The organism is Streptomyces sp. DG2A-72, from assembly GCF_030499575.1.
Classification (GTDB): domain Bacteria; phylum Actinomycetota; class Actinomycetes; order Streptomycetales; family Streptomycetaceae; genus Streptomyces.
Genome location: NZ_JASTLC010000001.1, coordinates 7,720,400 through 7,746,957 on the forward strand (window position 1 = coordinate 7,720,400; position 26,558 = coordinate 7,746,957).

Below are 26,558 nucleotides of genomic sequence, written 5' to 3' on the forward strand. Positions count from 1 at the left end.
GGCCGGGCGGACCGAGTGGCGAACCCCACGCGGCTGCGATCGTCACCGCATCACCAGAAGCCTAATCACTCGCAACGCGCTAGGGAAAAGCGCCCACGGGCACGGCCGGTTCGCACCCCATGCCCGGAAACGAAGACGCGTTCAGTCCATCCGACGGGCCACGCCGAGCAGGCCCGTCTCCGCGTCCGTGGGTTCGGTCATCACGAAGGTGCGGTGCTTGCGAGTGCACCACAGGGCGACGCTGTCATGAAGGTTCGACAGATACTGCAACGGCTCGTCCGGGATGCCCAGAGTGTCCCGTACGATCTCGGTCTCCTCGGGCGAAATGCGCTGAATGCCGACCAGTTGGGCCTGGGCCAGCCAGCGCGGTGCGTGCTCGCTGACGAAGGGCAGCACCGTCACCACGGCCTGCCACGGCAGCGCGGTCACCCGGCCGCGCGGCGGACGGATGCCGCAGTCCCGGATCAGCACGACCGGGCTGGAAACGGAGGGGCCCTGAGCGGGCACCCGTCCCACCGGATACACCGTCACGCACTGCTGGCCGCCACCCGCCGACTGGGCCAGCTGCTGCCACGCCTGCGGCCGACCGGTCTCCACGCCCACCCGGGCCCCGGTCGCGGCGACCCGCAACGCCAGCACCTGGGCCAGCCAGAGGCCGCCCACGAGTACGACGTCGAAGGGGGTGGGGCGGGACAGGCCGAGCACGGCGGGCTGCGACGCCCGGTCGGTGCCGATGATCACGCCGTCGTCGCCGATCGGCATGCTGATCGCCGGAAGCTCGTCGACGGTGACGACATGGCGGTTCCGGCGCGGCCCGCGCAGCCCGAACCCCGGGCTGAAGACGCGCCGTTGCTGCCGCGGCTCCGGCTGCCGGATGATCGGGATCATGCCGGTGTCGGAGGGCGAGGCCACGTGCGCGGGGGTGGCCCGGCCCGGTTGGCCCGGGGGCATGGTCGGTGCGGGGTGGGACATCAGTACGTACCTCCGAGCGGCAGAGTGGCGAGGGCTCCCGGGACCTGCTCCCGGTCGAGGCGGACCAGACCGACCTTCGCGGCACTCGCGGTCCGCTCCAACTCCCGTCCCACCTGGCCGAGTTCGCTGTCACCCCGGGCGGTGACACGGATGTGCCCCGCGAGGGAGACACCCCGGCTGCCGGCCTTGCTCAGGGTCACACTGAACGTCGTGGCGAGCACCGGGAGAGAGGTGAACCGCGTCACCAGTTCGGGCAGCGCCACACCGCCGCTTCCCAACTGCGGCCAGCGGGACACCCAGTACGTCGTGTGCCACCGGTCGTCGACCCGCCACGTCCGTACCGATTCGACCGAACGGCGCTGGGTCCGCCCGTCCTGGCCGTGCTGCGCGTTGGCGCGCGGGTTGAGGCAGCTGGACGTCGCCAGCGCCTGCACCAGCTCGGTCTCGTCCAGGATGGTCGCCTTGAACCCGGCCCCGGCCAGTCGGCTGGTCAACTGGTCCGCCACCCGCAGCAGGGCGCGCTGCGCACCGGGAACACCGTCGCCGCGCGCCTGAACCGCCTCCGGGCACAGCTCCGGGTCCAGCTTGAGGGCGACCCAGGTGAGCCGGAGCGCGGGCGAACCGGTCTGCGCCTGCAGTGGGCCGTACGACCGCGCGGCGATCGACTGCTCGGGCAGATGCGGTGCGGGCGCCGGCTGGGTGTGCTGGACCACCTGGGCGGAGGCGAGCCGGATCCCGTCGACCTCCAGCGCCTCCTGGATCAGCTTCAGCGGCAGCTCCCGCCCGGCGCCCCCGGGACGCAACGGCTGGTCCGCCGGCTGCACGAAGAGCACCGCGGTCAGGAAGGTCCCGTCGCCGATCAGACCGATCGAACGGTCGTCACGAGACAGGAACTCATGGGTCCGCAGCGCCGGGTCGCACTCCACGACCGGAGCCAGCATCGCGTCCGTACCCGGTGGCACGGGCAGCTTGGCCTCGCGCTGACGGCGCCTCAGCGCGCGCGCCGTGTCGTACCACTCGGCCAGCGGCCGACGGCCCCGGCGCAGGACCGCGAGAAGCAGCAGCAGCGCCGCCACGGCACCCGCGGGGGCCAGCAGCCAGGACACGTCGGTGACCCACGCGACGAGCATGACGGCCGCCGCGAGTTCCACCAGGATCAGCTGCTGCAGCCGTACCGGGCCCATACCGCCCGGGGTGGGCAAGGTGCGCGGCGACGCGGCGGCGGGGGCCGGAGTCGACACGCGTCCACGGTCCGGACCGTCCGGTTGCTGCTGTGCGCGGCGTCCGCGCCGAGTGCTCGTAGCGCTGGTCATCCCCCGGGACATCCCTTTCGCGAAGTGGTGGCCGTTCGTCGGGCGTCCATTGGCCCACATCGTCCATACGAGTGGCTCACGGTACCCGCTGCCGGGCACAGACGGCACAGCGGCGCAGGGGACACCGACCCCGGGTGGCCAGCCTCGCACGGACCGGGCCCGCATGGTGGAGCGCTGTCGTGAAGCTCTGTGAAGATGATCTGTGAAGATGCGGGGACGGCCGTACCCTGATGGACCGCCGCACCGCGGCGCAGTGCATAGTGGATGCCTGCTCGGCCGGAGCGGCGGCCTCGCGTTCCACGGTCAGGCCTCACGATTCGCGGTCAGGCACGATCGGGCACGGTCGGGCACCATCGGGGACCAGAATTCGGGAGACACGGGGACCATGGCAAAGCAGCGTCGGGATGAGCTCGCCGCCTACACGTTCGCTCGCAAGCGCACCGTCGCGGCGTTTCTGGCGCCGTCCCCGGGAGGCTCCGAAGAAGGCGCACCGCGTCCGGTTCGTACGGTGATGCCCAGCCTGGCGGTGGGCATCGTGCTGGTGATCGGCTTCATCGCCTGGGGCGTGATCAAGCCCAGCGCGCCCAAGGGCTGGGACACTCCCGGCGAGTACATCATCGTCGACAGCGACTCCACGACGCGCTACGTCGTCCTCAACGACGAGACGTCCAACGGCAAGAAGACCAAGACGCTGCACCCCGTCCTCAACTACGCCTCCGCCAAGCTCCTCCTGGACAAGGGCAAGGGCAGCGTCATCGAGGTCCCCGGCAAGGAGATCGACAAGAGCGGCATTCCGCACGGCGCGACCCTCGGCATTCCGTACGCCCCCGACCGGCTGCCCGCCAAGGACGACGCGGAGAAGGCGAAGACCTGGGCGGTGTGCGAGCGCCCGGCCTCCGGCTCCGGAACGGACGACGCCATCGACCGTGCCGTCTTCGTCCTCGACGCCGACGACGCGAAGTCGCTGGGCGGCGCGGGGAAGGTCGACCCGCGCGAGGCCCTGTACGTCAAGGACCCCAAGACCGAGCAGGAATACCTGGTCGACGGCAAGGGCAACCGCTTCCTGCTGGGCGGCCCTTCGGGTCTCGACGAGACCACCATGGAGCAGCTGCGCGCCGCCGTCATCGGCACCACGGCCGAGGCCCAGCCGGTGAGCCAGGAGTGGCTGCGCACCCTCAACGAGGGCGGGGTCATCACCTTCCCGACGGTTCCGTCCGCCGGCGAGACGACCGCGGTCCAGGGACTCCCCGCCGCGGCGGCCACCGTGGGGCAGGTACTCAAGGCACAAGAGGCGCAGGGCCCCCAGTACTACGTCGTCCTCCAGGACGAGATCGCCCGCATCACGCCGTTCGTCGCCGCGCTGCTCCAGGTGAAGGACGGGGTCGACCCCATCGAGGTCGACACCCGCGACATCATCGAGGCCAACGGCGGCCCGGCGGACAAGTTCTATGCGGACAAGGGCTGGCCCGAGACCGTTCCGCGCCAGGCCAACCCCGCGGCCACCGCGACCGGCGAGGCCCGTACCACCTCGTGCAGCGTCTACGACGGCACCATCGGCGCGGACAACAAGCCGCAGCTCGCCGCCTGGGCCGGAACGGCGTACCCCAAGAAGGTCGTCGCCGAATCGCTGAGCGCCTACGTCTCCTCCGGTTCGGGCCTCCTCTTCCAGGAGGTCACCGGTGCGGCGGGCGGCGGCGGTGCGACGTATCTGCTGACGGACACGGGTCTGCGGTACTCGCTGCCGACGAACAACGACAGCGAGGCGGAGGCGGACGCGGAGGGAAGCGGCAGCGGTTCGTCGTCGTCCTCGTCGTCGGAGGGCGAGTCCGGCGGCGCGAGCGAGACGGCGAAGGCGCGCACGCGGCTGGGCTACGAGGACGTCTCCAACCCGGCGTTCGTACCGCAAACTTGGGCGACATTCATCCCGAAAGGCCCGACCCTGGACACGGGTAGGGCGGCGCAGCCGCAGAGCCAGTGACGTGCTGAGTGATGCGCTAGGTGATGCGTTGAGTGACGCACCAACGGGGTTGCGGGCGAGGGGACTTGACAGCAACCGTCCACGCGCGCATCGCACAGGTGTGTTGATGCTGTAACTGAAACACCTTGCCTGTGGGTATGTGACAGGCGGAGGATAGAGTGCTTCCAGCGTTCACGAACGGAACGCAACTCCGGGACTGGTAAGGGATTCCCGGATCAACGACGACATGGGGGAAGGTTCAACATGGCCGGCCAGTTCCGGGTAACAGAGGACGAGCTGACCAAGCTCTCCGGTGACATCACCACGGTGAACGGTCAGCTGCAGGGCGAGGTCCGCCGTCTCAACGGAGTGATCGACCAGATCGCCGGCGGCTGGCAGGGCCAGGCGGCTCAGTCGTATCGCCAGCTGCAGGAGCGCTGGAACGCGGACGCGAAGAGGATGAACGACATCCTCAACGACATCAAGGAAGCCGTGGACTCCACGCGGAGCAACTACACCGCGTCGGAAGAGCAGCAGAACTCCGAGATCAGCAAGATCATGTCGGACTTCGGCTGATCGAGCCGTAGGGCAGCCGCTTCGGCGCGGCTCTGCCCATCTCTACAGCTTCTGCTTCCCACCGATTTCCGCAGACTCTTCCTGAGTCGGACTCTTCCTGAAAGGGAATGACGATGTCGATCCTCGTCAATTACGCAACCATCACCAACGCCTCCACCGACGTGAAGACGACCGCCGGTCGCATCAAGCAGCAGCTCGACGACCTCGAGGCCGCGGTCAAGCGCGTCGCCAACACCTGGGAAGGCGAGGCGCAGGAGGGCTACCAGCGCAAGCAGCGCGAGTGGGACCGCACCGCCGCCGACCTGCACGCGACCCTGCTGAAGATCTCCACGGCCCTGCAGAGCGCGGCCGACAACTACCAGGCCACCGAGAAGAGCAACGCCAACACCTGGGGCTGAGCCCGTCGGCGGCCCGAGAGTGTGCGTGAATGCGGAGGATCGGCCCAGCAGACGCGAAGGCGTCAGCTGGGCCGCCCCTTTCTGAGGGGCCGCACACAACACATCCCGCGAATCTTCACATTCGCGGACGGGTTGTTAACGCGCATGCTTCAGCGTCGAAGCCTTCGCGGCCTTCGCATTCGTCGAAGTCAACGAAGCAGGCGCGGCAGACGTAGTACATCGAGTGAGTGACGTAGCAGTCGAAGTGAGCGACGTAGCAGTCGAAGCAAGCCGGCAAGCCAACAAGTGAGCATGCAGGTAAGCAAGGAAGCCCTGGGAGCCTGGAGATGAAGGGCCTGGACGTGGAGGGCCTGACAGCCCGTTCGCGCAGCGGCAAGAGTGGAACCCGCGCACTGCAGCGGGCCTTTGGCGTGCTCGCGGCGATGGGAATCTGCCTGGCATCCGCTCCACCGGCACTGGCGTCCGACAAGTCGGGCAATCCAGACTTCGGCTTGGCGGCCAGCTCGGAGTGCGTCTTCGGCGGCGACGTCATCAAGTCCACGCCGTGGTCACTCCAACGTGTCCTCCTGGATCAACTGCGCGAACAGGCGACGGGCAAGGGCGTCACGGTGGCGGTGATCGACACCGGGGTCGACGACTCGAACCCTCAACTCCGCGGAGCCGTAGCCGCCGGCAGCAAGACCTTCGTAGACGGCCCCGCCACCGATGACCTCGAAGGCCACGGCACGAGGGTGGCGGGCATCATCGCCGCGCGCCCCCTGAAGGGTACGGGCTTCGTGGGCATCGCACCCGACGCCAAGATTCTGTCCTACCGCTACACGGGCGGGGAGGAGAAGCAGGGCAACTCGGGCACCATGGCATCGGCCATCGACGCTGCGGTCGCCGCGGGCGCCGACATCATCAACATCTCCTCGGACACCGCCGACAAGTCGGACAACCTGACCCTGGGGACCGCCGTGGCGAACGCGGTGCGCAAGGGCGCGCTGATCGTCGCGGCCGCCGGCAACGACGGTGCGGACGGTAAGTCGGCGAACACATATCCGGCTTCGTACGACGGCGTCCTGGCGGTAGCAGCCTCCGACCGCAACGACGAACGCGCCTTCTTCTCCCAGTCCGGCGACTTTGTCGACATCGCCGCACCGGGCGTCGGCATGGTCTCCACCGTCCCGAAGGGTGGGCAATGCACGGCGGACGGCACGAGCTTCGCGGCGCCGTATGTCGCGGGCGTCGCGGCCCTGCTGAAGCAGAAGCACCCGGACTGGAAGGCGTCCCAGATCGCCACCCGCCTTGAGGAGACGGCTCAGCGGCCGGGGCGGGGGCCCAACCGGTTCATCGGGTGGGGTGTTGTGGATCCGGTTGCGGCGTTGTCGGACGATTCGACGCCGGGGACTTCTCCGAAGCCGGATCCGGTGGTGGCGCCTGGAGCGGGCGGGGTTGTTCCCATGGCAGTGACCATGGGGGAGACCGAGGCTGAGCGGGAGCGCCGGATCGCCATGTATGTGTTGGGCGTTGGGGCGGCTCTGGCGTTGGTGGTTGCGGGGGGTGGGGTGGCTGTGCGGGACTGGCGGGCGCGGCGGGGTGGTCGGGCTGGTGGGTAGTAGTTCGGGTTGGGCGATGGCTTGGGCGCCGAGTGGGTGCGCTGACAACTTGAGGAACAGGGGAGAGGACAACGGGGTATGAGTAACGGGATGCGGGTCGATCTGAGCGCGCTGGATGAGGTCATCCGGAAGCTCTGGACGTTGCTGGACGATATGGACAAGGCCGGGCAGACGTCGCGGTACAACACGGAGATCCCGATGGATGCGTTCGGGAACTCGTGCCTCTTTTTGGAGGCGGGCGATCTGCACGCGGCTCACAAGAATATGAAGACCGATCTTGAGGCTGCGATCAAGAGCCTGCATGGGTTGATCGACAAGTTCGGCACGAGCACCTCCAAGGTCAAGGACAAGTACAGCGAGCAGGAGTACGCGAACAAGCAGCAAATGGGTGGTAACTCCGGGGCACCGAGCGGTAAGTGGGACTAGTCGTACCGGATCGAGAATCACCTACCAAAGGAGGAGTTCAAAATGGCCGGTGACAAGGACCTGCCCCAGCCCGAGATCGTGAATGACACCTGCGTTGCGGACCCTGGGCGTCCTCAGACCAAGACTCAATTCATCAATTACTCGCTCAAAGAGCTCAAGCAGATGCTTGACCTCACCAACCCGGGAGCGATCGAGGATGTAGGCCGCCACTGGGGCAAGGTTAACGAGCTGCTTTCCGGTGGCGAGGGAGGCGGGATCGCCGGTCTGCTCGACAAGGCGGTCGACAACGTCCTGGAGCACTGGGAGGGGGAGGCGGCCCAGAGTTTCGAGAAGAAGGCTCGAGAAATCTCTCAGAGCATCAGGAACGCGGCTTGGCACGCCGACCTCAACAGCTCCCAGATGGCTGACGCTGGCTCGCAGTTGCGCAGGTTCAAGGCGCAGTTGGACCAGATCGAGGAGCCCAGTGGTTGGGCCAAGCTCGGTGACGCTCTGAGTGACTGGAAATGGGACAACGGCGAAGCAGTCGCTAGCGATCTCCAGGACCGCAAGCTGACCGCCAAGGAAGTAGCGGAAATTAACGAGGGCAAGATCGGGGCGAGTCGGGAGGCTCAACTCAACGGGGTTGCCGTCATGGAGAACCTGGCGGCCCAGTACATCCGGGTTAAGGGAAACCTGGATAGGAATCGTGTCCTGATGGATGACAGGGGCAACATCAAGGAACCCAACGGCAACGTGGAATACCCGCCGCCCGTCGTGCCAGGTGGCGTCGGTGCGTCCCGACCTGGCGTCTCGGGATCAGGCAGTAAGCCGTGGAGCGCAGGTCCGACCACGAGCGTCAAGCCGGCCCCAACGGTGCCCCGCGACCAGGGAATCACGGGAGGCGCACAGCTCCCGACCACCAAGACGAAGGTGGACAGCATCTCGCCCGGTCTGACGGGTACCGGTCCCAGCACTAGCACCGGGGGCCCCGGCGTCGGCGGGGGTGGCGTTGGGACCGGAGGGGCGCAAGGCCCGGGCATCGTGGCTCCTGGCGGAGGCACCGGCGTCGGACGTGGTGCGGCCGGACGCGGCGGCATCGGTGTCGCGGGCGGCGGTCGCGCGGCTGGTACTGGTGCGGGAGCAGGCCGCGGTGCCGGAGGCCGAGCCGGTATGGGCGGCATGGGCGGCGCGGGAGCCGGCGCAGCTGGCCGAGGCGGTGCTGGCGCTGGCGGACGTGGAGCCCTTGCAAAGTCCCGCGGCGGTGTGGTCGGTGCGGCCAAGGGCATCACAGGCAAGGGCACTGGTGGCGGTGCGGGCCTGCACGGCAGCCGCGGCGGAAGCCAGCGCGGAGCCGGTGCAATGGCTGGCGGCATGGGCGGTCGCAACGGTCGACGGCCCAACGACGAGAATAGCCAGGGCGAGCGTCCCGACTACCTGGTCGAGGACGAAGAGACCTGGATCTCGGAAGAGGACCGCAACCGGAACGTACCGCGAACGATCGAGTAGACAAGTCGGCGAGCCGCACGGAACGGAGCGTGTGGCTCGCCTGCATGAAAGGCTGGCGAGCCAGTCGTATTTGAGTGAGGAGCAGGAAGTGGGTTTCAAGCGAGTCTGGTCTGCGGCGGGAGTCGTGGCATTGACAGGGGCTTTGCTCCTCACTGCGGCCCCAGTCGCCTCAGCTGACTACGTCAGGGATCAACAGTGGGTCTTGGACGTATTCGCGATGGAAGACACCTGGGCAGAGACTCAAGGGGAGGGGGTGACTGTCGCCGTAGTAGATTCCGGCGTGGACGGCAGTCACCCGGATCTAACCGGACAGGTCCTTGAGGGTAAAGACTTCACTGGCGGAGGTAACGCCCAGAAAGACGTGGACGGTCATGGGACGAGCATGGCGAGCCTCATCGCTGCGCACGGCCATGGCGCTGGAAATGCGTCTGGCATGGTCGGGTTCGCACCAAAGGCGAAGATTTTGCCCCTTCGTGTCATTCAGACGCAGAAGGACCCTAATCATGATGAGACCTGGGCCGCAGCGGTTCGATACGCAGTGGACCATGGCGCGAAGGTTATCAATCTCTCTTTCGGTAACGATGGCGGCAAGACTCTAAGTGACGGTCGTGCCGCCATCGCGTATGCGCAAGCCCACGATGTCGTAGTCGTTGCATCCGCAGGAAATGAAGGGTCTATTGCTGTCGACGAGCCGGCAGCGCTGCCCGGCGTTGTCTCTGTCGGTGCTGTAGACGAAGAGGGCAACCGCTGGGATGGCTCCAACACCGGAAAAGGGCTAACCCTAATGGCTCCTGGTGCTCAGATTCTCGCGGCGGATACGACGCGGTCGCAGCAGTACAGCATGTCAACCGGCACATCGGATGCCACAGCCTACGTATCCGCCACTGCCGCCTTGGTCCGCTCAAAGTTCCCTGACCTCACGGCAGGCCAGGTCATCAACCGCCTCATCAAGTCGGCCTCGTTCCTCGGTCACAAGGGACTTAAGGCACCCGACGAGGAGTATGGCTACGGGATTATCCGCCCCCGCCAGGCGGTCACAATGGACATCCCCGCTGGCCCCAAGGAGAACCCTCTCGGCCAGCTCCAGTCGGCAAGCTCCACTTCCGGCAAGGCATCCGAGGGGACGGGCACGTCAACCCAGGCCAAAAAGAAGAAGTCCTCATCGAGCAATATCCTCGTGCTTGCTGGTGGTATCGCCGCCGTTGTGGTCATTGGTGCGATCGTCTTCGCGGTAATTCGCAGCCGCCGCAACGGCGGTAACGGTGGCCCAGGCTCGGGCGGTGGAACCCCCGCTTATGGCTCGGGATACCCGACTCAGCCTCCGATGGGCCACCAGCCGTATCCCAACGCCGCCCCCAACCAGGGGTACCCCACTGCTCCAGGCCAATCCCCGCAGCACCCCAACCCCTACGCCCAACAGCCCCCGCACCAAGGCCAGTAGGAGTAACTCCCCATCCACGGGTGGAGGGCGCATCGCTGCTGCCTCTTCATTCATGGATGCTTGCGCAAACGGTCATGGCTGACTGCCTGAGGAGGCATTCGAGGACGCGGCCAGCGCAGCGAATCAGTCTGAGAACGAGAGGGGACCCTCTTCAGTGGGCGCCATCGTCCTGATCGTCGGCGTGATCGGCATCGGAGCCGTAATTGCCGCCGTCATCGTATTTGCCGTAACCCGTAGCCGACGCAACTCCGGTACCGGCCCGGTCAGCCCTGGTGCCGGAACTTACCCGCAGAACACGGGTTACCCGCCCCAGCAGCCGATCTACCCGCCCGCCCAGCAGCCGTACTCACCAACTCCCCATCAGGGCTACCCTACTCCTCCGGGTCAGCCGCCCCAGCACCCCAATCCCTACCCCCAGCAACCCCCGTACCAGGGCCAGTAAGAGGGGGGCGCTGGCCGAATCGTCGGCGGCAAGCTTGCCAGCCAACTGAGCGGCAGAGCTGGGAAGTCGGAACACCCATGATCGGGAACCTCGCGGAGCGTGACAGACGGAACCGCGGCAGGCGAGGCTGTGATCGCACTGGGGGTAATGCGAACACCGACGCCGTCGCTCAAGCCGTGGCCATGACGAAAGGGTCCGTGGCCGCGTGAAAGGTGGCGTGAATAGGTGGTGAGGGCGCATCCTTTGGGATGCGATCTTGGTGATAACGTATGGGGGATGGTGCTAATGCGGCTGGGTACAGGCGGAGTTAAAAGGGGGATCTTGCGGTGACTGATCTCGAAGTAGACCCCGAGATCCTGAAAAAGGGCGCGTCGGGCATTCTGGAATGTCTCACGCCGGTCGAGAAAGTGGATCTGGAGCCTCTGGCTAAGCAGGGGTCATCGATCGGGGTTGATTCGGCGACTGCGGCATTGGTGACATTCTGTGCGACGTGGCAGTCGGGCGTCGAGTTCCTCGCGGATTGCGCCGCGACCCTGGCAGAAGGGTTGAACTCAGCCAGCAACAACTACGCAGCCACGGACGAGGCCATCCATGACGCTGTGAATTCGGTCAAGTCGGACTTGAGTTAGGGACAAGGAATCCGCATTCATGGCTGCTGCGCTCGGGGAGACGACTGACCCGAAGGAACTCATCCCGGGAGACGTCGAGAAGCTTGGTGAGCTCACCACCGCCCTTACCAACTGGTCGGACAAGCTCGATGGAATCGGTGACGGTCTGGGTGGCCTGCGCATCCCAGGCTGGACAGGTAAGGCCAGTGACGCCTTCTGGCCCACCCTGTCCAAGGAGAAGACCAACTGGTATCTCGCTTCCGACGCGATGTCGGGAGCGGCCAAGGCGGTCACGTCGTACTCCTCCATGCTGAGCTGGGCGCAGCAGCAGGCTGCAACAGCGATCGCGCAGTGGGAGGGCGGCCAACACGATTCGGCGGAATCGGTGCTGAAGGGGGCGCGTCAGCAACTTCAACACGAGGCCGAGATGTTGGGCAAGAAGCTTGACGACCTTGCAGGGGGTGCCTCCGACAGCCCCGGCTGGCTCGCAGAGGCCAGGGACTGGGTTGACGCCAAGCAGTGGACCGACGAGCACGGGGTCGGCAAGTCGACGCAAAGCCATTTGCTGTGGGAGAACGAGAGATGGCGGCCCAGAGGCGAGGACGGCCACTGGCGCACGGATAAGGAGTGGGGCAAGGACGAGAACGGCAACTGGTATATCCGAGACAAGGCTGCACAGCCTGCAGACGGGGATCCGGCGGATCCGGCCACTGGCAGGAAGACCGACGTCAATATCAAGCTCGCCGAGTTCTCCGGAGGCGCTAGTGCGTGGTCCGCAGGCGCCTCCGGAGAGACGACGGCGGGTGGCACCACACTGAAGGGCGCGGCAGGGGTTTCAGCACTCGGAGTAGACGGATCTGCTGCTGCCAGCGTTACAAACGGGAGACTGCAGGCCGGAGTCTCGGGGAGCGCCTACCTGGCGCAGGCTACCGCGAGCGGCAAGGTGGAATACGGCATCGCTGCAGCACAGGCCGAGGGAAAGGCCTTTGCCGGTGCCGAAGCCTCGGCGAACCTGTCCGCCGGCAAGGACGGACTGCACGCCGGAGCGGAGGCATTCGCCGGAGCCAAGGCCACGGGGTCCGTTTCCGCTGACGTCGGCGGTATCGGCGCCGGTGTCGGCGGAGAGGCCTGGGCAGGGGTGGGGGCTGCCGGTCATGCCGACATAGGCATGAAAGACGGCAAGTTCACCATTGGCGGAGATGTCGGAGTCGGTCTGGGTGTCGGGGGCAAGGTCTCTGTTGATGTCACCATCGATCCCGGCAAGATGGTCGACTCGGCCGGCGACGCGGCTGACGCGGTGGGCGATGCCTGGGACAGCACGGTCGGTAGTTGGTTCTAGCCTGAGCTGACGCTCATCAAGGAAGTGAAATTCACGATGGCCACCACGTTGCCGATCAAGATCTCGTTCTCGCTACCGGACGGCTGGCAGTCGGCGCCGCCGGACGAGGTGGGGGCACCCGGCGTAGCCTTCGTCGCGCTCCATCTCGCCTCCGTGGGCGATTTCACGGCGAACATCACCATCGCGGGTCGCATGCGGAACGACAGTGCATCCTTGTGGCAGATCGCCGACGAGTCGGTGCGGCAGCTGCAGCAGGCAGGGCCCGTGGAGGTCATCAAGAAGACCGAAGTGGGTACACCGGATGTCCCAGGCCTGACGGACTCCCCTGGGGTGGTTCAGAATCTCCGCCTCTCCACGACCCTGAGGGGAGAGCCTCTGGAATTGCTCCAGAGCCAGGTGTACCTCAGCATGGAGGACGTCAAGAATCCGGCGAAGCGTGTCGTCATCGAACTTGTCCTCACCGCCAAGCCGAGCCAACTCGACCAGGTCATTGAAGACTTCCAGCAGTTCATCAGGACTGTGCGACCGGCTGATGATGCTCCGGCCTAGCCGAATTGAATGTCCCTCGCCCTGGTGAGCCTTTACACCGGGGCGAGAGGCATTCTGGTTGCTTGCTCAGGCAGTAGTCCAAGCCTGTTCCGGAATACGGTCGAGCACATCGCACAGGTAGTTCAACTTCTCGTCCACGGTCTGCGGAGACAGGGTACCTGTGTACCAAGTGATGAGTTCGTCGTCGCGGAACCGAAGAGGGGCCCTCTTGGCTCGGGGGTCCGCGAGCATAAAGGACGCGATGTCGCCGTTCAATGCGCTCCGGAAGAACGTCTCATCCTTGGCAAGAACCCGAAATTCCTTGTCGAACTCCGGTACACCGAGAGGCTTCCCGGGCCGCCCGTCCGCCAGTGCGCCCAGCTTGCTCCTACGAAGGATCTCCATGTACGACCCCGAGCCGGGCGCCGTGACGATGAAGACTGCCTTGATGACGAGACGCCTGTGGTCCCCAAAGTCGCTAACGTCACCATCCACCGCGGATCGCTTGTAGCGGTACTCGAAATACTTGAAGGAACGTCCGCGGAACTCGCCTGTGGTGTAGTGCCAAGCGGCCTGATTCTCGCCTTTGTGCAGAATGGGACCCATGCCGCCGTACTGGTCAATCTGCCCTCGCGTACATGGATCGTACGTCCAGCCGCGTTCCGGAGCGATCTGGGCGATCTGCGACCATTCGTTCCTGATCCGCGCATCCTCCCTGCGTCTGCGCATGAACATGCTGATCACCAAGGTGAACATGCCTGCGATGAAGGCGAAGAGCAACGCCTTGATCAGTATCCCTGCCAGTGGCTCCATGGCTCAAGATTATGACGGACGCGTGACGGCAAATGGATCGGGGTGGCTCCTGATCATGGAAGGTGTGCACCGGTGACTGGCGGCAGCATGGCAGAGCTCGCAATCGATGAGTGAGCTGAACCGCGCGGCCGTTGATGGTTGTTGCAGGCGTGCATCTTGTTCTCGGATTCCCGTCGCAGTCAATGGTTTTTTCGGTTCCTCCTTACGGGTGAAGTTAATTTAGAGGTAAAGTGAAGAGGTCATGATGCAGCGCAAGTTGCTCTGACTGAGCTGGTATGCGGCTATCTCTGTGCGCGCCCATCTTTCCTGAGCGCGGCGCTCGAGGTAGACCGACCTTTCCGTCACGCAGCGAATGTGCTCCGGCCTATGTCCTGAGCGGTCCCGTCAAGTATGCTTCGGGGTGCTTTATCTTGACAGCGGCACATCCTGCACCGTCAATCCGACTCTCTATAGAGTTCGTAACAAGATCTTGTTGAGGTGCCCTGGTCGGGCATAACCGATGTGATGATCCGGCCGTTTGCGTCGTGTGACGACTCGGCCGTGGATCGTGGACGACGACTTCTGGGCATGGTCGAACCGCTGCTGCCACCCTGGCCCGAGCGGTCACCAGGGCCGAAGCCGGTACCAGACCGGTTGTGCCTGCAGGGCATCTTGTACGTCTTGTGTCAGGACATCGCCTGGCAACTCCTGCCGCTGGAGCTCGGGTTCGGCTCCGGACAGACCTGTTGGCGACGCCTGGACCGCTGGCAGAAGGCCGGAGTCTTCGAGCAGCTGCACCGCATCCTGCTCGCCGAACTGCACGCGGCCGGCGAACTCGACTGGACGCGCGCGTGCGTGGACGGCTCTCACGTCCGCGCGAAAAGGGGGTGCCGCAACTGATCCGTCGCCGGTCGACCGGCGGAAGACAGGCAGCAAACACCACTTGATCTGCGACGGACGCGGCACCCCGCTCCGGGGCATCACAACTGCCGCCAACGTCAATGACATCACCCAAACCCTCAACCTGGTCGACGGCATCCCGCCCGTCGCCGGACGAACCGGCCGCCCACGAAGGCGACCCGACTCCGTCCTGTGCGACAAGGCATACGACTCATGCACTGTGCGCCGTGAACTTCGGCGCCGCAGGATCCTGCCGGTGATCTCCCGCAGAGGCGCCCCGAACCTCAAGGGCCTGGGCAAGCTCCGCTACGTGGTCGAGCAGACCTTCGCCCTGCTGCACCAGTTCAAGCGCCTGGCTGTGCGGTGGGAGCGACGCCTCGACCTCCACGATGCCTTCGTCTCACTGGGCTGTGGCCTCATCTGCCGGCGACGGCTCAAGAAGTCTGCCGGACCATCTTCGCTGAAGACCCCGTGGCGGCAAGTTCCCTTGTAGAGGGCGGCGAGTACACCGGGGCACCCTTCACGCGCTAGACGAGTAAGTGCGATGTCTGATCAGGTTCGTGAGCCTCCCGTGCGGCGGTCTGTGATCATGGAGGGGTTGCGACAGAAGGAACTGCGCGTATGTCGTCCAGGTATGGCTTTCACCCATTGGCTCTCGGTGTGAGGTTTGTGTTGGAGCTGGTAGCTCTGGCGTGCTTCGGGCTCTGGGCATGGGTTACCGCGTCTGCTTCCCTGCGGTACGTCTCCGTGGTTGCCGTTCCCCTGGTCGTGGCTGTGCTGTGGGGAGTGTTTGCCACCCCAGACGATGCGTCCCGGTCTGGTGGGGCGGTGATTGCGACACCTGGTCCGCTGCGGTTCCTGCTGGAGCTGGCTGTGTTCTTCGGTGGTGCGGCGGCGTTGTACGCGGCAGGATTCCGCGCTCTCGCCGTGGTACTCGCCGGTGTGCTGTCCGTGTACCACCTTCTGTCGTGGGACCGGGTTTTGTGGTTGCTCAGGCATTGAGCCCGCCCACCCGTATCAGGCGGGCGGTGCGTTCGGGAGCACAGAGAGGACGTCCAAGATCGTTGCGTGGCGAATGACCTGGACACTCTGCTGATCGCGCTGTATGTGAAGGTCGATGACGAGCTGGAAGCCAGCCGTTGGATGGGGAGGCCACCGCAGCTGACCGATGCCGAGCTGGTCACCCTCGCGGTCGCGCAGGCGCTGCTCGGCTTCCATTCCGAGACGCGCTGGTTGCGGTACACGCACGCGAACCTGGCCGCGATGTTCCCGTACCTGCCGCAGCAGTCCGGGTACAACAAGCGCCTCAAGGCGGCATTGCCACTGGTGAAGAAGTCGATACGGATGCTTGCCGTGGACACGGACTTCTGGTTGACAACCACTGGATCGTCGACTCGACACCGGTGCCGTGCGGGATGTCCCGGCCGACAGTGAAACGCTCGGTGATGGCCGGCTGGGCCGGATATGGGTACTGCGCGTCGCACTCCCGGTTCTTCTGGGGCCTTCGCCTGTATCTGGTCTGCACCCCGGCCAGCATGCCGATCCTGCGAGCCCTCGCGAACCCGAAGATGGATGAGCGCGAAGTGCTACAGGCCATGCTCGATATCGAGGCCAACCTGATCACAGACAGGCCCGGACTCCTCCTGATCTCCAACAAGGGCTTCGCCTCCAAGGAGTTCGAAAACGACCTCGCGATGCGCGGCATCCAGCTATTGAGGCCGTCGTTCAAGCGGGAGAAGAAGCGCAAGGGCGAGGGACTGCTCAAGCCCGTACGCCAGCTAATCGAGTCCGTGAACGACACACTCAAGGGCCAGTTGGACCTGGAACAGCACGGCGGCCGCACTCACGAGGGTGTCGCCGTCCGCATCGCCCAGCGCATCCTTGCCATGGCCGCTGAGATTTGGCGCAACCACAAGACCGGAGCACTCATCATGCGCTCCCTCATCGCATTCGATCACTGAACACATCGGACTTACTCGTCAAGCTCGCTACTCACCTGTCTCGTGCTCCGAACGATCCATGGCCGGCGGCTCGTTGTAGGTGATCACGACCGGCGCGTTTGCCTCCGCCCGTACGCGGTCCGACGCCGTCGCGATCTCCTCGTAGGTCCATTCCCTGTGCAGGCGCTCCCCGTGGGCATCGGTGATGTCGATGACCACGCTGGTCCACTCTTCGGCGGGCTGTTCGGGGACGAGTCCCAACTCGTACGTAGCGTCCTGGAGAAGGGATTCAGTGACGCGTATGCCGGTGAGTCTCTCGGCCAGAGCGAGGACCGCCGCCTTCCGGTCGACGTCCGGGACGCTCTCGTCGTGCTCTCCCTTGGAGGTCAGAGGGAAGCCGACTTCCCGCAGCAGGGGGACCAGTTCATCGGGGGTGTTGCCGTCGCGCGACGAGGGGCCCTCGAACGTCGTACGGAGCTCACCGTCCTCGAACCAGTGGAAGAGGTGGATGGGCTTGCCGCCGTTGGTCGAGTGCGCCACGACCCGGCCGCCCCTCGACAGCGTCTCCACGCACGGTGCCGCGATCCCCAGGCCGCCGTCGAAACCGAGGACGAGTGTCCAGTCGCCGTTCTCGCCCGGAGCGCTGAAGGCGCCCGCGACGCAGGACTCGTCCCAGTAGTCGTAATCCACCTCGGCGCGGTGAGCGTCGTCCGCCTCGATCAGCCCGGCCGTTCCCTCCCCGGTGCCGCGTGGTTCCGACTCCATCGCGCGCAGCACCTCGCGCGGGGTCCGCCCCCGTATCAGTGTCAGGGTGTATCCGCTCTCCATCATGTGGCGGAAGAGCGGCGAGGTGCGGATCCAGGCGTAGTCGTGCGCGGTCACCAAGTTCATACGGCGAAGTGTGCCTGACGCCTCTGACAACGCCCGGTGCAAGCCGGTTCTTACAGCTGGAGCTGGTCCTCGGGCCGCGCCGTCGAGTCCGTGTTAGCAACATGATCTGTTACGAGCTCATAGGTTGATTTCATGGGACTCTTCGACAAGCTCACCGGAACCAAGCACCCCGCCGATGGTGTTGCTCCACGATCCGCCGCTGAGATCCACGCGGCTCTGCTCGGCCTCAATCGCCCCGACGTCCCGTACGTCATCCGGGACGGCAGCGCGGAGGGCGCCGACCTCGTGGCGGAGTGGCGCCTCCTGGACCCGGCCTGGCAGACCTTCTTTGTCCGCACGCAGGTGAGCCGAGTGTTCCAGGTCCGTATGCGCTCCTGGTCCCGGAGAAGCACGAAGTCCGCTCCCTCGACCAGCAGTACGAGGTCACGTGGGTCGGCGACACCCCTAGTCTGGCCATCGCGGCCGAGGCCCAACGCGGCCAGGTACAGACGGTCTCGAAGCGCTGGACGCTCGGCGGGGGCGAAAACGGCGGCACCGAAGCGACCGAGACGTTCAGCTTCGACAGTTCTGACCTGAAGAATCCCCTGCAGGAGGCCGTCCTGGGCGCGGGGTGGACCTGGCGCGGAGTCATCACCGGCAAGCTGTGAGATTGGCTGGACCACACCCGCTTGCCTGACTATCTGCACATCATCTACCTGATAGGCGGCCCGCCACGGGTGGGCAAGAGCACGCTCGCATGGATGCTGCTGGACCGGGATGGCATCCCGGGATGCCCGACCGACGCTCTGGTTTCGATGCTGCAGCGCGCTGCGCCCCAGCACGGCGTGCGGCACGGTACGCATCCGGACAAGGCTGTACGGGTGCAGCCCTTCCTCGTGGAGTTCATCCGTGCCACCGCGGAGGGGCTCGATGCATCCGATCCCCTGGACGGTTATGTGGTCGAGGGGGACATCGTCACGCCGGCGGCGGCCGCAGCCGCCACCGGTCTCGGGATGCCATTGCGCTCCGTCTTCCTGGGAAACACGGAGCTGACCACCGAACACTTGAGGGCCGCCCCGGACTGGCTCGATGGAGCCGATGACGCCACCTGCCGGGAGATCGCCGCGTGGGTCAGGGAACAGAGCTCTGCCTTACGTGAGGCTTGTGCGGCCGGCGGGGCACGTCTATGTCGAGTTGGGGGGCCGGCTACACGCAGGGCCTCGAGAGGGCCTACTCGGCACTGGTGGAGAGGGCCTGACCGTCCACGTTCAGCGCCCGCGAAGACCCGCTCAAGGTAATTGCCGGACAGCTACTAGGGCGGCACCCAACGCGGTGCCAAGCTCTACACCCGCGGTCAACACGACGGAATGATGCGCGCGTCAGTGCGTTACCGGATCCGTCCCTGGCCCAATTGAGTCAAGGATGGCGTCGCCGGCGGCTCTCTGGCGGCAATGTCTCCGGAGGCCCGCGACGAGGGATCGCCTGCGAGTACGGGATGGCCGACTCCCGCTGACCTGACTGCGCGACCTACGCGGCAGCGAGTTCGCACCACACGTACTTGCCCCGGTTGCCATTTCTGGCCAGCGGCTGCCACCCCCATAGGTCGGCGCAGGCGCGGACCAGTGCGAGACCGCGGCCCTCCTCCGCGTCGACCAAGTCGCCCAGCTTCGAAGGAGGTTCGGGCGGCTCGGGGTCAGCGTCCCAGGCGCCGATACGCAGCACGCCGCCGCGCCACCGCAGGCGCAGCGCGGCGGGCCCTTTGGTGTGGCGTACGGCGTTGGAGATCAGTTCCGCCGCGAGGAGTTCGGCGGTGTCGACGAGGTGGATCAAGCCGTGCATCGCGAGGGTCAGACGGACAGTGCGACGACGGATGGTGACAGCGGGTGGGTCGTTCGGGATGTAGAGGGAGTATTCCCAGGGTTCGTTTTCCGGCATGACGGAACTCCTATTGAAAGAAGGGGAGTTGGCGAATTCGCCGCAGGGCGGGCGGTGGCAGTGCCGCAGCCGTCATGGCAGGACGGAGCGGTGCGCTTCCGGGGTCCCGAAGTTCGCAGCGTGTGCGTCGCGTCACTGACGGTAGGTCTGAAACTTAGTACCTTGCAAGTCGTTCGCGTAATCTGACATCCGAACGGGGCACCCCGGCCAGTGAGTTGAACCAGGGAGCTGTACATGGCGACACGGCGACATCCCACTGCACGCCAGGCGCGTCTGGGTGCCGAGTTGCGCAAGCTTCGCGATGCCGCAGGGCTCAAGGCCACCGAGGCGGCGACGCTGCTGGGGGTGAGCTCGGTCCAGATGAGTCAGATCGAGTCCGGCGTCGCAGGCGTCAGTGAGGAACGCGTACGTCGCCTCGCGGCCAACTATGCGTGTTCACACGCTGAGTTGATCGACGCTCTGGTGGCCATGGCCACTGATCGGACCCGCGGCTGGTGGGAGGAGTACCGGGGCACTCTTCCGGCTGCCTACTTGGACCTTTCCGAACTGGATCACTTCGCGACGTTCCGCCACGACGTGTCGATCATCCATGTGCCCGGGCTCTTCCAGACGGACGCCTACGCGCGCGCCCTTTTCTCCTACATGAACCCGGAGTTCCCAAGGAGCGAGGTGGAGCATCGGGTGAAGCACAGGATGAGGCGGAAGGTCATTATCGAAGGCCCCGACCCCATTCCGTACGAGACCGTGATCCACGAGGCGGCCCTCCGTATCCAGGTGGCCGGCCGTGCGGCGTCTCGGGCTCAACTGGCCCGTATTCTCGAGCTGTCCGATGCGGATCACGTGACTGTGCGAGTCATCCCGTTCGGATTGGACGACTTTGCCGGAGCCGGAAGCGCGATGGTGTACGTCGGTGGAGCGGTGTCCTGTTTGGACACCGTCGTGCGCGATGCCCCGCACGGCACGGGCTTCATCGACTCCGAAGCCCAGCTGGAGCACTTTCGAAGACTCTTCCGTAGGGTGAAGGAAGCGTCGCTTACCCCCGAGCAGTCACGCGACCTCATCAACCAGATGGCCAAGGAACTGTGAGGACAGCCATGACCGCCCCCGCTCAGTGGAAGAAGTCGTCCTTCTCCGGCGGGGGTGAGGGCAACGACTGCGTAGAGATAGCGAACCTCCACACCCGAGTCGCGATACGCGACTCGAAGACCCCGGCCCAGGGCACGCTCTTCTTCCCGGTCGGCACCTTCACGGTGTTCATCAGCGACATCAAAGCCGACACCGGCCGTGGCACTGAAGGCCCGTAGCGTAGCGTGTTGCTGGTCATGATTCCTGGCGTCGCCAGTTCGCCGACCTGTGCCCGGCGCGGATTTTCGACGCGTCGTCGGCGCCGTCGCCGATCTGCGTGAGCCGCTGGCGCGGCAGCGGCCGCCGCCGAGGGCGCCTTGGCAGCCACCCGAATCGCTAGCGTGGTGGCACGGCTCGCCCAGAGCTGAGGAAGATCGCGGATGCCATGAAGGCCCTCAAGGCGCTCGCCAAGACGAACAGGTTCAGCACGGCCAAGCCGTGGACCTGGAAGCACGTCGGCGACTTGAAAACCGCCGATGGACTGACAGCCTTCGCCGCCCATCCGACCGTGAAGACCGTTGGAAAGGCCGCGCTCGGCGCGGCCGGCCTCACCGGTGACCCTGTCGGGCAGACTGCTCAGGAGGGTGCGGAATGAGCCGCGGGCATCGCTGCCGAAGAAGTCGACGACCGGCTGGCGGGAAACCACAACCCAAGCACGTCCGCTCGTGAGGAGTTGGGGATCGCCAATCCATCCGACAATGATCGGCGGACGGTGGAACCTCGATATTGGGACAACCCCTTCGGCTGGCCATTCATCTGATCGGAGGGAACGCAGGATGAACAAGGACTGCCGTGACCAGGTCCAACCGCATCTCCAGCCCGGAGAGCGGCTACTCGCGGTATGTGAGTGCGAGACGGCTCCTGGTGTACCGGAGCGGCCGGTCTGGCTACGGCAGCCGCCCAGGGAGTCAGAGCTGGAGCGCCGACTCAAGTCCCGCCTGCCCGGGGCAGTGCAGAGGTTCCTGCGGCCGAGCGAACCGAAGCCCGTCACTCGGTTCGAGCGGACGATGGAAGGCGCTGAACAGACGGTCGAGAATGCCCTCACCCGGGGAGCCCACGGCGAGGGCATGCACGGCGGATGGGAGAGCCAGGCAGGGCAGTTCTTGGTGACGCACTACACGGCCGCATGTCTGCCCGCCACGACGCTGGCGGTCGTGTTCACCGAACGCCGGGTGCTTGTACTCGCGGACCGCGCAAAACTCTGGCAGACGGATCGCGCGTACGAACTTCAGTGGGAGGCCCCACGGTCTAGTGTCCTTGGAGTCCGCGCGAACCTCAAGGGCGTTTTCCAGCGTGGCCGGTTCGAGCTGGTGTTTGCGGACGGGTCGTGGATCACATTGGTGGCGTCGGTGCCCACACATGCGGAGTCGTTCGCTGCGCAAGTAGGCGGCTGACGCGTGACGGTCATGGCACCACCGTCAGGAACATTCCGAAGCTGATTCCGGTAGTGGGCTGGTCGAGCTCCGCGTGGACAGTGGTCGGCTGAGACTTCACTTCCTATTGTCCGATCACCGGCAAGCTTCGCCCCGACGCGCGCCTTGCTGGCATCCTCTTCGTGGCGGAGCTCGGGCAGCGGGACGAACCAGCGGGGCGACGACGGGAAGACCGCGGACACCGCGTCGAACAACTCCTCGTATCGCCGTCTCCATGCCGTGTACCCACGCGAACGGGATATGGATCCCAGGACGGGTCGCGGTGCATGAGGTACTCCCGGGCACCGAGGGAACAGGCGGACATTGTCTACAGGGGCGAGGGCGGCCCGGCGACGCCGCGAGCGTGTGTGCCAGGCGTCGCCGGGGAGGCGGGAGTCTGACGCCAGGACCTAGGAGGCAATCGACACCGCGAGGTTGGCGATCCAGCCGAGGATGCCCACAGCGACGCAGACGATGACAGCGCCGCCCATGTTGTCGGCCGCTCTCTCGCGCCGGGAAGGCTCTCGGCTCCGGTTCGGCTTGTCCGACTTGGGCGGCCTGATCACCAGGTACGCGAGCCAGGTGAGAGCGGCCACGGCGAAACCAACTTGCCACAGCTCGCCCACGATGCCCCGGATCCCGGTCCGCTGGATCGTCTGCGGCTCGAGCCCTTGCTGTGCGTCGAACTCGGTGCCGTCCGGGTAGTCGTGCCCCGTGTCGTCGAGGTGTACGTAGACGGCGTCGTCGGCTGTGCCGCCGTCGGGTGTGAAGTCGCCGTAGCAGTCGTAGTCGGACCGATTACGGCGGTGGTTGGTGTCGTAGCAGCTCTCCACCTTGTACGTGCCCGGGGTGCCGTAGACGCCCACGGACAGTGCGAGATCGGCGGTCGAGGTGACGGCCCAGAACGCAGCGACGAAGGCGGCGATGCCACCGCAGATCCAGCCGCAGATCCGGAGGATCATCCGGGTCACAGGGCCCCGAGTGCGGGAGTCGGTCATGCGGAGCTAGATGATCCTTCGCGTGAGGCCGGCGTCCTGGGCCCGGGTGACGCGGTCGGGGGTCGCCTGCTTGCGGTCGTGCGCGGTCGCGTTCCAGTCCTCGGGCTGGATGAGGAAGAACGCTCCGCAGGGTCTTCCCTGCTACTGAACTTGATTGAGTGATGTCGGGACGGTTCGCCCGACAGCGGCCTGCTGGCTCCGGTAGCTCCTGGGGAGTCATCAGCTGCCGACCGCCACGAGTACCCGAATCGTCACTCATCCCAGACCCGTGACCTGCGATTTCACGATGCACACCACTCACTGGACATCAGCGGCCAGGCCATCCACCACAACCTGGCGACGGCCGGCACCTCGGTGGCGCCTTCAGGTGGCACTCCGGTCGGGACGGGCGGTGTGAGGAAGTCCCAGCTCGCTGCCGATCGCGCCCGGGCCGCCCTCACCGACGGTACGGCGCACCTGGTGCGCGGATGACCGCCGCTGACCGGCCCGCAGTCGTCACCCGTCTCGCCGAAGCAGGCCGAGTGCTGTGCTCCGGCGGATAGGAGGACCCTGGAACGTTGCAGGTTCCCCGCATTCTCACCACGAATGAGGATGTCTCCGGCACCTCCACAGAGCACCAACTCGACCGATGGAACGGAGACCAAGAGATGTCTGGATTCACTGGACGGCTGGCTGTCAGCTGCCTTGCAGCCTGCGGCGCCCTCGCCATCACCGCCTCCCCTGCGGCGGCTTCATCGAAGCAGGACTTCGATGTCTGCGCCTACACCTGCAGCAGCAACAGCGGCTTCACCTACGGCACCATTACCTGGTACAACCGCACCGCAGGAATCACGGGTTCTGTGTGGGACAACGGATACAAGGACGTGCCAACCGTTGCCTACTTCGAAGCCTATGCAGGGTCAGTGAAGATTGATTCCGAGACCAGGACCGCCAACACAGACACTGACCTCGGCGCCGTCCGCGGCTTCAACTTCACGATCGGCGACACGAACCTCGTCGGCGGAATCGACCGGATAAAGATCACTGCCTGCGAGGTTTACAGCGCCACCCAGAGATTGTGTTCGGCATCCGTGAACTACAACAAGTGACCATTTCCCAGATGCGGCGCCACCGACCGCCGCGCAGCGCCGACTCCACGATCGACTTCCGCCGGGCAGTGGGGTGACGGAGGCAGAGTGGGCTCCTTCTGCCGCTCTAGCCGCGATCTTTCGCGAGGGTCCGCCGACGGAGCCGGTGGACCCTTTCGCTCTCCGGAGCTGACGGTGGGCAGGCCGACGGCCCGGTTGTCGCGCCGGGTGGGCGCCGCGTTCCACTGGCCGGGGTGGGTGATGTTGTCGTCGGGACGGTGGAAGGTTGCTGGTCAGTCGGGTGTGGGCAGGAGCGCGAGCCGTCCGAGGGCGGTGGTGCTGGGCAGAGGCACTTTCTGCTTTCCTGGCCGCTCGACGACAGCCCACTTCATCAAAGTGCGAGGCTAGGGGCTCGGCTCCGCGACCATGGCGATCCAGCTCAGGATGCCCACAGGGATGGCGACCAAGACGGCGTAGCCCACACGATCGGCCACCTTCTGGCGCCGTGAGGGCTCCCGGGGGTAGGACTCACGGCGTTGTGCCTCGCCGCGCGGCTTGATCGCCTGGTGCGCGAGGATCGCGAGGACGGCCACGCAGACTGCGACTTGCCAGAGCTCGCCCACGACGCCCCAGAACCCGACCCGTTGAATTGTCTCCGGCTCTATCCCCTGTTGGGCGTCGAACTCGGTGCCGTCCGGGTAGTCGTGCCCGGTGTCCTCGAGGTCGACATAGAGGGCGTCATCGGCGGTGCCGCCGTTCGGCGTGAAGTCCCCGTAGCAGTCATAGTGGGAGTTCTTGCCGCTGGAGTTGGTGTCGTAGCAGCGTTCCACCTTGTACGTGCCTGGGGTGCCGTACAGCCCTGCGGACAGTGCGAGGTCGGCGGTCGCGGTGACGCACCAGAACGCGGTGATGAGGGCGAGGATGACGCCGGCCACCCAGCCGAATGCGCGCTTCATCCGCCCACCATGATGTTCGGCTCCTTCTCCAACAGCCTGGAGATACCGGCCTGTTCGGCAAGGGCCCTGCGCTCCAGGTCGGCCTGGGCGCGCTCTTGCTCGTACTTCTTCCAGTCCGCGGGCTGCACGAAGAGCATGTCCTTGCCCGCCGGCACGATCACGACGCCGCCGAAGGCAGGGTCACCGGCGAACCAGGCGCCGCCTTCCTCGGCGTCCTTCGGCCAGCGGCGCACCGTCGAGGCGTTGATCGCACGCAGCGAAGGGGCGCCGTGCTGCCCGCGTACCGTCAGCCTGACGGTGTGCACATTGCCGAGGTACTTCCACTCGGAGGCCTTCCTCACCATCCGGGTGCGGTACTCCAGGGGGTAGGTGTGCAGCACCTTCTCGCACACCTTGAGCCGCGACCCGTGGCGCAGTCGGAGCGCCAGGAAGATCACCACGAACAGGGCTGCCGGGATGCCGAACGCGGGCAGGGCGGCGTCATAGCCGACCAGGTGAGCCGCGTACGGCATCGCGAACAGGGCCACGGCGAGCGCCAGGCGTGTCGCTACGTGCTGGTACAGCAGCGCGCGGTTGTGCTTCAGCACCTGCGCAACGTCAGGTGGCGCGGGCGGATTGTCCATGAGGTGGCTTCGTCCCTATCCGAAATCGCTGCTAATGGCCGTCCGGCCGAGCCCACTCGCGGCCTACGTCGCAGCGCAGGGCTCGGCGGTGCAGCTGACCGTGAGAGACGGCTTGTTGTTTGCTTCCTGCTGGTCCGGCGACGACTTGAGGTTTCCCCCGGCCTCCGTTCTCCTCGGCCAGCAGGTCTGGACTGTTACCCGAAGTCGGCCGTGACCTGCTCGACGATGGTGCTTTTCCTGCCATTCTCGTTCTCGCTGTCTGGGCCGGGCTCAGTCGCTGTTCCGCTGGTGACGGTCAGGTCGTGGGCCGACTTGGACAACAGCGAGACGTAGAAGGGGAGGTTGGGCAGGGACGGGGTGGTGAGGCTCAGGACTAGCAGCCGCCCCATCCGAGGCAGGGGGAGGTAGACGTCGACCCGGGCGAGGGGCAGGGACGGTGCCGTGTCGTCCTGTGGGTCCGACTGCCATTGCAGCCCGCATAGTACGAGGACGCCGGGCCCCGCCGGGACGCGTATCTGCTCGACCGAATTGTTTTCGTTGACTGACAGCGACTCGAACAGGCCGCGGGCTGAAAGCTCCGCATCCGGCTCATCGAGCGGATCGAGCCGGGCAAGCAACGATGCCGTGGTCATGCGGCCGTCCGGCGTCTCGTCGAGGCAGAATCCCGCATAGAAGGACTTCTCAGCGAGGGCAAGTTCGGCCATTTCGTGGTAAGTGCGAAAAGTAACCTCTCGCTGAAAGTCGGTGCCGTGCGGCCAGACCTCCTCGGCGATGGACCAGAGTTGTTCTTGGCGCTCCTCATCGTCCAAGTCGAGTCCCAGTGAGTGAAATCCACCGGGCATGTCCAAGTGCAGCTC

Annotated in this window: 26 protein-coding genes and 2 pseudogenes; 19 read left to right on the forward strand and 9 right to left on the reverse strand. The window is 65.7% G+C overall.

Features of this window, described 5'->3' with window-relative positions:
• Positions 1 to 141 precede the first annotated feature (141 nt).
• Together QQY66_RS36800 and eccE are read right to left on the reverse strand one after the other, a co-directional pair.
• Positions 142 to 972: a hypothetical protein gene (locus QQY66_RS36800; RefSeq protein ID WP_301984655.1), complete on the reverse strand. Its 831-nt coding sequence runs from the start codon at positions 970 to 972 to the stop codon at positions 142 to 144.
• Positions 972 to 2,285, reverse strand: coding sequence for a type VII secretion protein EccE (eccE, locus tag QQY66_RS36805; RefSeq protein ID WP_301984656.1), 1,314 nt, complete (start codon positions 2,283 to 2,285; stop codon positions 972 to 974). Before eccE ends, QQY66_RS36800 begins: the two co-directional genes overlap by 1 nt.
• A gap of 385 nt (positions 2,286 to 2,670) precedes the next feature.
• Between eccE and eccB the strand changes: the two genes are divergently transcribed.
• From eccB to QQY66_RS36855, 10 genes are all read left to right on the forward strand, one after another.
• Entirely contained in the window at positions 2,671 to 4,263 is a 1,593-nt protein-coding gene (gene eccB, locus QQY66_RS36810; protein WP_301984658.1) for a type VII secretion protein EccB, read from the forward strand.
• Between the two features lie 243 nt (positions 4,264 to 4,506).
• On the forward strand, positions 4,507 to 4,818 hold the full coding sequence (locus QQY66_RS36815) for a WXG100 family type VII secretion target (RefSeq protein ID WP_301984659.1): 312 nt from the start codon (positions 4,507 to 4,509) through the stop codon (positions 4,816 to 4,818).
• Positions 4,819 to 4,925: 107 nt separating this feature from the next.
• On the forward strand, positions 4,926 to 5,216 hold the full coding sequence (locus QQY66_RS36820) for a WXG100 family type VII secretion target (protein ID WP_301984660.1): 291 nt from the start codon (positions 4,926 to 4,928) through the stop codon (positions 5,214 to 5,216).
• A gap of 326 nt (positions 5,217 to 5,542) precedes the next feature.
• Positions 5,543 to 6,814: a type VII secretion-associated serine protease mycosin gene (mycP, locus tag QQY66_RS36825; protein ID WP_301984661.1), complete on the forward strand. Its 1,272-nt coding sequence runs from the start codon at positions 5,543 to 5,545 to the stop codon at positions 6,812 to 6,814.
• Between the two features lie 78 nt (positions 6,815 to 6,892).
• Positions 6,893 to 7,240: a hypothetical protein gene (locus QQY66_RS36830; RefSeq protein WP_301984662.1), complete on the forward strand. Its 348-nt coding sequence runs from the start codon at positions 6,893 to 6,895 to the stop codon at positions 7,238 to 7,240.
• Positions 7,241 to 7,282: 42 nt separating this feature from the next.
• Positions 7,283 to 8,725 (forward strand): hypothetical protein, encoded by a 1,443-nt coding sequence (locus tag QQY66_RS36835; RefSeq protein WP_301984663.1) that lies wholly within the window; start codon positions 7,283 to 7,285, stop codon positions 8,723 to 8,725.
• A gap of 31 nt (positions 8,726 to 8,756) precedes the next feature.
• Positions 8,757 to 10,166, forward strand: a complete 1,410-nt coding sequence (mycP, locus tag QQY66_RS36840) for a type VII secretion-associated serine protease mycosin (RefSeq protein WP_301984664.1) — start codon at positions 8,757 to 8,759, stop codon at positions 10,164 to 10,166.
• A gap of 768 nt (positions 10,167 to 10,934) precedes the next feature.
• Positions 10,935 to 11,237, forward strand: coding sequence for a hypothetical protein (locus tag QQY66_RS36845; RefSeq protein ID WP_301984665.1), 303 nt, complete (start codon positions 10,935 to 10,937; stop codon positions 11,235 to 11,237).
• A 19-nt stretch (positions 11,238 to 11,256) separates the two neighbouring features.
• Positions 11,257 to 12,555, forward strand: coding sequence for a putative T7SS-secreted protein (locus tag QQY66_RS36850; RefSeq protein ID WP_301984666.1), 1,299 nt, complete (start codon positions 11,257 to 11,259; stop codon positions 12,553 to 12,555).
• A 36-nt stretch (positions 12,556 to 12,591) separates the two neighbouring features.
• Complete coding sequence (locus tag QQY66_RS36855; protein WP_301984667.1) at positions 12,592 to 13,104, forward strand: hypothetical protein; 513 nt, start codon at positions 12,592 to 12,594, stop codon at positions 13,102 to 13,104.
• A gap of 66 nt (positions 13,105 to 13,170) precedes the next feature.
• On the opposite strand, the gene QQY66_RS36860 is transcribed toward QQY66_RS36855, so the two are convergent.
• The gene (locus QQY66_RS36860; RefSeq protein WP_301984668.1) at positions 13,171 to 13,896 is read right to left on the reverse strand and encodes a hypothetical protein; all 726 of its coding nucleotides are present in this window, start codon (positions 13,894 to 13,896) and stop codon (positions 13,171 to 13,173) included.
• 526 nt (positions 13,897 to 14,422) lie between these two features.
• Here QQY66_RS36860 and QQY66_RS36865 point away from each other — a divergent pair.
• The 3 genes and pseudogenes from QQY66_RS36865 (at position 14,423) to QQY66_RS36875 (ending at position 16,736) form a co-directional block, all read left to right on the forward strand.
• Positions 14,423 to 15,268, forward strand: a pseudogene (locus QQY66_RS36865) (IS5 family transposase).
• Between the two features lie 128 nt (positions 15,269 to 15,396).
• Complete coding sequence (locus tag QQY66_RS36870) at positions 15,397 to 15,777, forward strand: YrdB family protein (protein WP_301984669.1); 381 nt, start codon at positions 15,397 to 15,399, stop codon at positions 15,775 to 15,777.
• Positions 15,778 to 15,843: 66 nt separating this feature from the next.
• A pseudogene (locus tag QQY66_RS36875) lies at positions 15,844 to 16,736 on the forward strand (IS982 family transposase).
• Between the two features lie 27 nt (positions 16,737 to 16,763).
• On the opposite strand, the gene QQY66_RS36880 reads toward QQY66_RS36875, so the two are convergent.
• On the reverse strand, positions 16,764 to 17,606 hold the full coding sequence (locus QQY66_RS36880; RefSeq protein WP_301984670.1) for a DUF6461 domain-containing protein: 843 nt from the start codon (positions 17,604 to 17,606) through the stop codon (positions 16,764 to 16,766).
• A gap of 293 nt (positions 17,607 to 17,899) precedes the next feature.
• On the opposite strand from QQY66_RS36880, the gene QQY66_RS36885 reads away from it, so the two are divergent.
• Complete coding sequence (locus QQY66_RS36885) at positions 17,900 to 18,253, forward strand: hypothetical protein (RefSeq protein ID WP_367667023.1); 354 nt, start codon at positions 17,900 to 17,902, stop codon at positions 18,251 to 18,253.
• A gap of 859 nt (positions 18,254 to 19,112) precedes the next feature.
• Here QQY66_RS36885 and QQY66_RS36890 read toward each other — a convergent pair.
• Positions 19,113 to 19,520 carry an ATP-binding protein gene (locus tag QQY66_RS36890; RefSeq protein WP_301984671.1) on the reverse strand — a complete coding sequence of 136 codons (408 nt, stop codon included), beginning with the start codon at positions 19,518 to 19,520 and terminating at the stop codon, positions 19,113 to 19,115.
• 234 nt (positions 19,521 to 19,754) lie between these two features.
• Here QQY66_RS36890 and QQY66_RS36895 point away from each other — a divergent pair, with 234 nt between their 5' ends.
• The 4 genes from QQY66_RS36895 to QQY66_RS36910 all read left to right on the forward strand — a co-directional run bounded on the left by QQY66_RS36895 (position 19,755) and on the right by QQY66_RS36910 (position 22,039).
• Positions 19,755 to 20,606, forward strand: coding sequence for a helix-turn-helix transcriptional regulator (locus tag QQY66_RS36895; protein ID WP_301984672.1), 852 nt, complete (start codon positions 19,755 to 19,757; stop codon positions 20,604 to 20,606).
• Between the two features lie 8 nt (positions 20,607 to 20,614).
• Positions 20,615 to 20,824, forward strand: coding sequence for a DUF397 domain-containing protein (locus QQY66_RS36900; protein WP_301984673.1), 210 nt, complete (start codon positions 20,615 to 20,617; stop codon positions 20,822 to 20,824).
• A gap of 206 nt (positions 20,825 to 21,030) precedes the next feature.
• Positions 21,031 to 21,240 carry a hypothetical protein gene (locus QQY66_RS36905; protein ID WP_301984674.1) on the forward strand — a complete coding sequence of 70 codons (210 nt, stop codon included), beginning with the start codon at positions 21,031 to 21,033 and terminating at the stop codon, positions 21,238 to 21,240.
• Between the two features lie 181 nt (positions 21,241 to 21,421).
• Positions 21,422 to 22,039: a hypothetical protein gene (locus QQY66_RS36910; protein ID WP_301984675.1), complete on the forward strand. Its 618-nt coding sequence runs from the start codon at positions 21,422 to 21,424 to the stop codon at positions 22,037 to 22,039.
• Between the two features lie 428 nt (positions 22,040 to 22,467).
• Here the strand turns inward: QQY66_RS36910 and QQY66_RS36915 are convergent, their stop codons facing one another.
• Positions 22,468 to 23,055, reverse strand: a complete 588-nt coding sequence (locus tag QQY66_RS36915) for a hypothetical protein (RefSeq protein ID WP_301984676.1) — start codon at positions 23,053 to 23,055, stop codon at positions 22,468 to 22,470.
• 647 nt (positions 23,056 to 23,702) lie between these two features.
• On the opposite strand from QQY66_RS36915, the gene QQY66_RS36920 reads away from it, so the two are divergent.
• Positions 23,703 to 24,143 (forward strand): hypothetical protein, encoded by a 441-nt coding sequence (locus QQY66_RS36920; protein ID WP_301984678.1) that lies wholly within the window; start codon positions 23,703 to 23,705, stop codon positions 24,141 to 24,143.
• Between the two features lie 383 nt (positions 24,144 to 24,526).
• Here QQY66_RS36920 and QQY66_RS36925 read toward each other — a convergent pair whose 3' ends face one another.
• From QQY66_RS36925 to QQY66_RS36935, 3 genes are all read right to left on the reverse strand, one after another.
• A complete protein-coding gene (locus QQY66_RS36925; protein WP_301984679.1) occupies positions 24,527 to 25,078 on the reverse strand; it encodes a hypothetical protein in 552 nt (183 codons plus the stop codon).
• Positions 25,075 to 25,665 carry a hypothetical protein gene (locus QQY66_RS36930; RefSeq protein WP_301984681.1) on the reverse strand — a complete coding sequence of 197 codons (591 nt, stop codon included), beginning with the start codon at positions 25,663 to 25,665 and terminating at the stop codon, positions 25,075 to 25,077. The genes QQY66_RS36925 and QQY66_RS36930 overlap by 4 nt, the downstream gene beginning before the upstream one ends.
• A 230-nt stretch (positions 25,666 to 25,895) precedes the next feature.
• The gene (locus QQY66_RS36935) at positions 25,896 to 26,510 is read right to left on the reverse strand and encodes a hypothetical protein (protein ID WP_301984682.1); all 615 of its coding nucleotides are present in this window, start codon (positions 26,508 to 26,510) and stop codon (positions 25,896 to 25,898) included.
• Positions 26,511 to 26,558: the final 48 nt, after the last annotated feature.